The following is a 6000-nucleotide window of genomic DNA, read 5'->3' as shown; positions in this document are numbered from 1 at the left end:
GCGCCCGCCGCGGCGCGGTGGGCGGCGCGCGCGGCGGCGGCGCGCGGGGCCGAGCTGCTGGTGGCCGACGCCGCCGACGACGCGACCGTGCTCGCCGCGGCCGTGGACACCGCACGGGCCGAGGCAGGCCCGGCGCTGCGGGTCACGCTCCTCGGCCCGGATCCGGACCCGGCGCACCGACAGCGCACGCGGCGCGCGCGACTGCTGGTCGTCGGCGCCCCCGCCCGGCCCGCCGCGCCCGGCGGCCCGGCGCACCCGGCCCTGGCGGCCGCGCGCCGGTGCGGGTCGGTGCTGGTGGTGGTGCCCGAGCCCGGGCACACCGGCGGCGGCCCGGTGGTCGTCGGCATCGGCGCGGGCACACACAGTTCGGCCGCACTGGATTTCGCCGTCAAGGAGGCGGCGCTGCGCGGCGCGGAGCTGGTCGCGGTGCACGCCGGGGACCCGGACACCCACCACAGCGACGACCACGAGCGGGCCCACCGCCTGCTCTCCGACGCCCTGATCGGGTACGGCGAGAAGTATCCGGCGGTGGCCATCACCCGCATCGTCGCCCAGGACGAGCCCGCGCGGCTGCTGCTGCGCACCGCGCTCGGCGCCGCGCTGATCGTGCTCGGCGCGGGACCGGCGGCGCCGGGTCCGCTGCACCGCGACGTCCTCGCCGCCGCCGCGACACCGGTGGCGCTGGCCACCCACCTCTGACCGGCCCGGGCCCCGCGCTCAGCCGAGACCGGGTTCGGGCACCTCGAGGCGCTGGGACCCGATCACCCGCAGCAGGGCCAGCTTGTCGGCGGCGTCGGTCCCTGGCCGCGGCAGATACACCAGCAGCCGCTGCGTCGCGCTCGGGGTCACCAGGACCTCGCACAGGGTGTCCACTGCGCCGACCCGCGGATGCAGATAGACCTTGCGATCCGACAACCGCACCGCCACCCGGTGCTCGTCCCAGTACCGCGCGAACTCCGCGCTCGCCGCCCGCAGCGCCGCCACGAACTCGACCACCTCGGGGTCACCGGCCCGGCGCGCGGCGGTCGCGCGCAGGTCCGCGACGTGATTGCGGCCGAGGCGATCGTGGTCGGCGGCCGGGAACAGCGCCCGCGACTCCGGATCGGTGAACCAGCGCCAGGCGTAGAAGCGATCGCGGCCCCGCAGGGCGGTGTGGTCCCCGGCGAGCAGGGCGTGCATGCGGTTCTGCACGAGGACCTCGCCGAGATCGGTCACCACCATCGCCGGGGTGTCGTCGAGCCGGTCGAGCAGGTGCAGGATCCCCGGGCCCACGTGGGTGGCGCCGGCGACGGCGCGGTCGGGGGTGGGATGCCCGCACAGGTGGAACAGGTGGTCGCGCTCGTCGTCGTCCAGGCGCAGCGCCCTGGCCAGGGCGCCGAGCACCTGCACCGACGGGCGCGGACCGCGCGCCTGCTCCAGGCGCGTGTAGTAGTCGGTGGACATGCCCGCCAGCACGGCGACCTCGTCGCGGCGCAACCCCGGGGTGCGTCGGCGCACCCCGGGCGGCAGGCCGACGTCGGCCGGGGTGAGCCGGTCGCGTCCGCGGCGCAGGAAATCGGCGAGGTCCTCACGGTCCATGGCTCCACTGTCCCCGGATCGGGGCGGCTCAGCCAGGGATCGGCGATCCCCCGATCGGCGCTGCCTCCCGAACCCGGCCGCCGCGGCGCAGGCTCGGGGCATGACCACACCACAGATCCCCACCGTCTCCCTCGGCGCCGCCGGTCCCCGCGTCGGCCGCATCGGCCTCGGCGCCATGGGCATGTCCGGCGGCATCTACGGACCCAGCGACGACGCCGAGTCGCTGGCCACCCTGCACGCGGCCATCGACGGCGGCCTGCGCCTGATCGACACCGGCGACTTCTACGGGGCCGGCCACAACGAACTGCTCGTCGGGCGGGCGCTGGCCCAGCGCCCGCGCGAGGACGTCGTGCTCAGCGTCAAGTTCGGCGCGCTGCGCGGTCCCGGCGGCACCTGGGGCGGGGTGGACACCCGGCCCGCGGCCCTGCGCAACTTCCTCACCTACTCGCTGCAGCGCCTCGGCGTCGATCACGTCGACATCTACCGGCCTGCCCGGCTCGACCCGGCGGTGCCGATCGAGGACACCGTCGGCGCGCTGGCCGAACTGGTCGAGGCCGGATACGTGCGCCACATCGGCCTCTCGGAGGTCGGCGCCGACACCCTGAAGCGCGCAGCGGCGGTCGCGCCGATCGCCGACCTGCAGATCGAGTACTCGCTGCTCTCGCGCGGGATCGAGGACGAGATCCTGCCCGTTGCCCGCGAACTGGGCACCGCGATCACCGCCTACGGCGTGCTCTCGCGCGGGCTGCTCAGCGACGCGATGCGCGCCACGCCCGCCTTCGCCGCGGGCGACTTCCGTGCCCACACCCCGCGTTTCCAGGGCGAGAACCTGACCCGCAACCTGGCCCTGGTCGAGGCGCTGGCCACCCTCGCCGCCGACAAGGGTGTCTCGGTGGCGCAGCTGGCGATCGCGTGGGTGCTGCACCGCGGCCCCGACATCGTGCCGGTCATCGGCACCCGCCGCCGCGAACGCCTGGCCGAGGCGGTCGCGGCGCTGGAGGTCACGCTGTCGCCGAGCGAGCTGGCCGCCGTCGAGGCCGCCGCGCCCGCGGGCGCCGTCGCCGGTGAGCGCTACGCGGCCGCGCAGATGGCGATGCTCGACAGCGAGCGCTGATCCGGCTCAGGCCCCGATGCGCACCCCTTCCCAGGCCGCGCGGCGGTCGGCGTCGGGATCATCGACCACCCGCGGCGGGTGGTCGATGATCAGGGTGCTGCGATGCTGCGTGGTGTAGGCGGGCCAGCCGGGGCCGGGACGCCCGGACCGCGCGAAATGCAGCCAGTGCGACTGGAACTGGTCCTGCACCGCGAGGAAACCGCGGCGCCCGCCCGCGCCGGTGAGCATCCGGCCCAGCGGGGAGTCCACCCAGCCGAAGACCGGGATGAGTTCCAGGGCGTGCGTCGCGCCGAAGCCGGCCAGACGCACCGCTCGCGGGGCGAAGTCGTAGCGGTAGGCGTAGGTCGGGGCGTGGCGGCTGTGGCCGTCGAGCACCGACAGCGTCGGCCGCCAGAACACGAAGTCGCCGCCCATCCGCACCGCGACGCGGGCACCGGGATAGCCGCGATAGGCGCTGGTGACCCGCTCCTCGGCGCCGGGCGCGCACCGGCGCAGGGTCGCGGCGAGCTGGTTGGGGGTGTGCGGGATGCCGGTGGCGAAACGCTGGAACAGCGTCGCCTCGTCGCGGTTGGTGCCGATGATCAGCGGCACCGGCGCGGCCCGTCCCGCGGCGATCGCGTCCAGGGGCGGCTCGGGCAGGAAGTCGCCGTCGGCGACGGGCGCGAAGGCGAAACTGCCGGGTTCCTCGCGCAGCCCGCGGCCCAGCGCCCGGGTGGCGGCCTTGCACAGCTCCCCCGCCGACACCGTACGCAGCCGCGCGGGCGCGTCGGCGGGGTCGATGCCGAGCCGGTCCAGCACCGAGCGCGCGAAGCGGCGGGCCTGGTCGGGGCTCAGGGTCCAGTCCGCGGGCGCGCTCTGGGCGATGGCCCGGTGGAACAGGCCCCGCGCGGCGGGCGTGGCCAGCAGGGTGACCACCGCGTGTGCCCCGGCGGACTCGCCGAACACGGTGACGTTGCCGGGATCCCCGCCGAAGGCGGCGATGTTGCGCTGCACCCACTGCAGGGCCGCGACCTGGTCGCGCAGGCCGAGATTGCCGTCGAAGGGGGCCTCCGGCGTCGAGAACTCGCCGAAGTCGACATAGCCGAGCCCGCCGAGCCGGTAGTTGATCGACACGACGACGACGTCGCCGCGCACCGCCAGCCGCGCGCCGGAGTACATGCTCGAGGTGCCGAGCAGGTAGCCGCCGCCGTGGATGAACACCAGCACCGGGCGGGGCGCGTCCGCCGGGGCGACCGGGGCGGTGACGTTGAGGGTCAGGCAGTCCTCGGCCACGGGCTGGCGGGTCCGCGGTCCGGTGCGGGCGCCGCCGGGGTGCTGCACGGCGGCGTTGGCGAACTCGGTCGCCGCGCGCACGCCGGTCCACCCGGTGACCGGCTGGGGCGCGCGGAAGCGGAGCTCACCGACGGGCGGCGCCGCGTACGGCAGGGCCCGCCAGGTGGCCACGCGCCGTCCGGCCCGACCGCGCACGACTCCGTCGGCGGTTGCGATCTGGATCGATGTCATCTGTACACGGTACGAAACCACGCGGGGCCGAGGAAGGCTTTCCGCCGGTCCCCACGCACCCGGTCGCCCGAACAGTCTGTGTCGCAGCCCGATTCCGCACCGCCCCGATCCTTTCCGCCGCTAAGGAGCGCGCCGGGATGTGGTAACTTCGCCGGGTTCGTCGATCGCAAGCAGGAGGCTCGGCACGGTGTTTTCGCGCGTCACGCGCCCTGGAACCCACCGGCTCCGGGTCGCCGCGGCGGCCCTGCTGCTCGGGATCGGCGCCCTCGGCACCCCCTCGCCCGCCACCGCCGCCGACACCCATCTCGACCCGCTCGCCGACGCCGCGGACACCCCCGCGCTCGCGTGGTCGGACTGCGGCGACGGCTTCGCCTGCGCCACCGCGCGGGTACCCCTGGACTACCACGACCCGCACGGCGAGCAGATCGATCTCGCGGTGGCGAAACTGCCCGCCACCGACCCGGACCGGCGCATCGGCACCCTGTTCGTCAACTTCGGCGGGCCGGGCCCGTCCGGGGTCGACCGACTGCGCGAACGCGCGCGCTGGCCGTGGCTGTTCTCCGAGGAACTGCGCGCGCGTTTCGACCTGGTGTCCTGGGATCCGCGTTCGGTCTCGCGCAGCGCGGGCACCCGCTGTTTCGACTCCCCGGAGGAGCAGGCCGCCTACTTCGCGACCTTCCCCGGCACCCCGGCCGACGCCGCCGCCGAACCCGAGTTCTTCGCCCGCTCCGCCGACATCGCCGCCCGTTGCGGGCGGCTCGCGGGCCCGATCCTGGCCCACGCCTCGACCGCGAACACCGCGCGCGACCTCGACCTGCTGCGCCGCGCCGTCGGCGACGCCGCCCTGACCTACCACGGCATCTCCTACGGCACCCAGCTCGGCGCCGTGTACGCCAACCTGTTCCCCGGACGCGTGCGCGCGATGACCCTGGACGGCTCCCTGGACTTCCAGGGCAACGCCGACGGCCACGGCACGGAGGGCACCACCGTCCCGCTGGATACGAGACAGGGTGTGGCGACGGCGATCTCGGACACCTTCGACGCCTTCCTGCGCGCCTGCGCGGCCGCGGGCCCGCGCTGCGCGTTCGCCGAGGGCGACCCGAGGCTCAAATGGCTCGCCGTGGCCGAGCGGGCCCGGCTCGCCCCGATCGTCGTCGACGGCCAGCCCTGGACCTACACCGCCGTGGTCACCGCGGCGGGCAGCCTGGCCCGCCCCGACAGCTACCCCGAACTCGCCCGGCTGCTGCAGAAACTCTTCGACAACGCGAGCGCCCTGCCCGCCCTCGTGCCCGACGCGCTCTACGGCACCGAGCCGGCGGGCAACCGGGTCGAGGCCTTCTACACCATCCAGTGCAGCGACAGCCTGACCCCGACCGATCCGGCCGTGTACAGCCGGGTCGCGGCCGAACAGGACTCGCGCGTCCCGTATTTCGGGCGCACCGCGGTGTTCGACGCGCTGCCGTGCGCGTTCTGGCCCGTGCGCGACGCCGACCGCTACAGCGGCCCGCGGAACCGGCGCACCGCCGCGCCGATCCTGGTGCTCAACAGCCGCTTCGACCCGGCGACACCGCTGTCGGGGGCCATCGCGGGCGCGCGCCAGCTCGCCGACGCGCGGGTGGTCGTGCTCGAGGGCGCGGGCCACAGCAGCATGTACGTGGCCAGCACCTGCGCCGAGCACCTCAAGCGGGACTACTTCGTCTCCGGCGCGCTGCCTCCCGAAGGCACCCGCTGCGGGATCGATCGCGCCCCCTTCGACTGATCCGACTGATCTCCGGAGTTCCATGGGGCCCCGGGAGCGCCACCCC

The 6000-nt window shown here is 75.4% G+C and carries 5 protein-coding genes; 3 read left to right on the top strand and 2 right to left on the bottom strand.

What is annotated here, in order from left to right:
- The coding region (locus tag ON36_RS33120; protein WP_052314508.1) for a universal stress protein at window positions 1-699 on the top strand (699 nt) is incomplete at its 5' end.
- 18 nt (window positions 700-717) lie between these two features.
- Here the strand turns inward: ON36_RS33120 and ON36_RS29805 are convergent.
- A complete protein-coding gene (locus tag ON36_RS29805) occupies window positions 718-1578 on the bottom strand; it encodes a helix-turn-helix transcriptional regulator (protein WP_043660720.1) in 861 nt (286 codons plus the stop codon).
- 100 nt (window positions 1579-1678) lie between these two features.
- Here ON36_RS29805 and ON36_RS29800 point away from each other — a divergent pair, with 100 nt between their 5' ends.
- Window positions 1679-2692: an aldo/keto reductase gene (locus ON36_RS29800; protein WP_043660718.1), complete on the top strand. Its 1014-nt coding sequence runs from the start codon at window positions 1679-1681 to the stop codon at window positions 2690-2692.
- Window positions 2693-2698: 6 nt separating this feature from the next.
- On the opposite strand, the gene ON36_RS29795 is transcribed toward ON36_RS29800, so the two are convergent.
- On the bottom strand, window positions 2699-4195 hold the full coding sequence (locus ON36_RS29795; protein ID WP_043660715.1) for a carboxylesterase/lipase family protein: 1497 nt from the start codon (window positions 4193-4195) through the stop codon (window positions 2699-2701).
- A 187-nt stretch (window positions 4196-4382) separates the two neighbouring features.
- On the opposite strand from ON36_RS29795, the gene ON36_RS29790 reads away from it, so the two are divergent.
- Window positions 4383-5954: an alpha/beta hydrolase gene (locus tag ON36_RS29790; RefSeq protein ID WP_245558255.1), complete on the top strand. Its 1572-nt coding sequence runs from the start codon at window positions 4383-4385 to the stop codon at window positions 5952-5954.
- The last annotated feature ends 46 nt before the right edge of the window (window positions 5955-6000 follow it).

Source organism: Nocardia thailandica NBRC 100428, assembly GCF_000308795.1.
Taxonomy (GTDB): domain Bacteria; phylum Actinomycetota; class Actinomycetes; order Mycobacteriales; family Mycobacteriaceae; genus Nocardia; species Nocardia thailandica.
This window is presented reverse-complemented; position numbering and strand designations above follow the sequence as displayed.

Bases quoted from the DNA above. Each gene is read 5' to 3' on its own strand.
- ON36_RS29795 (WP_043660715.1), bottom strand. From the start codon at position 4,195: ATGACATCGATCCAGATCGCAACCGCCGACGGAGTCGTGCGCGGTCGG.
- ON36_RS29805 (WP_043660720.1), bottom strand. From the start codon at position 1,578: ATGGACCGTGAGGACCTCGCCGATTTCCTGCGCCGCGGACGCGACCGG.
- ON36_RS29800 (WP_043660718.1), top strand. From the start codon at position 1,679: ATGACCACACCACAGATCCCCACCGTCTCCCTCGGCGCCGCCGGTCCC.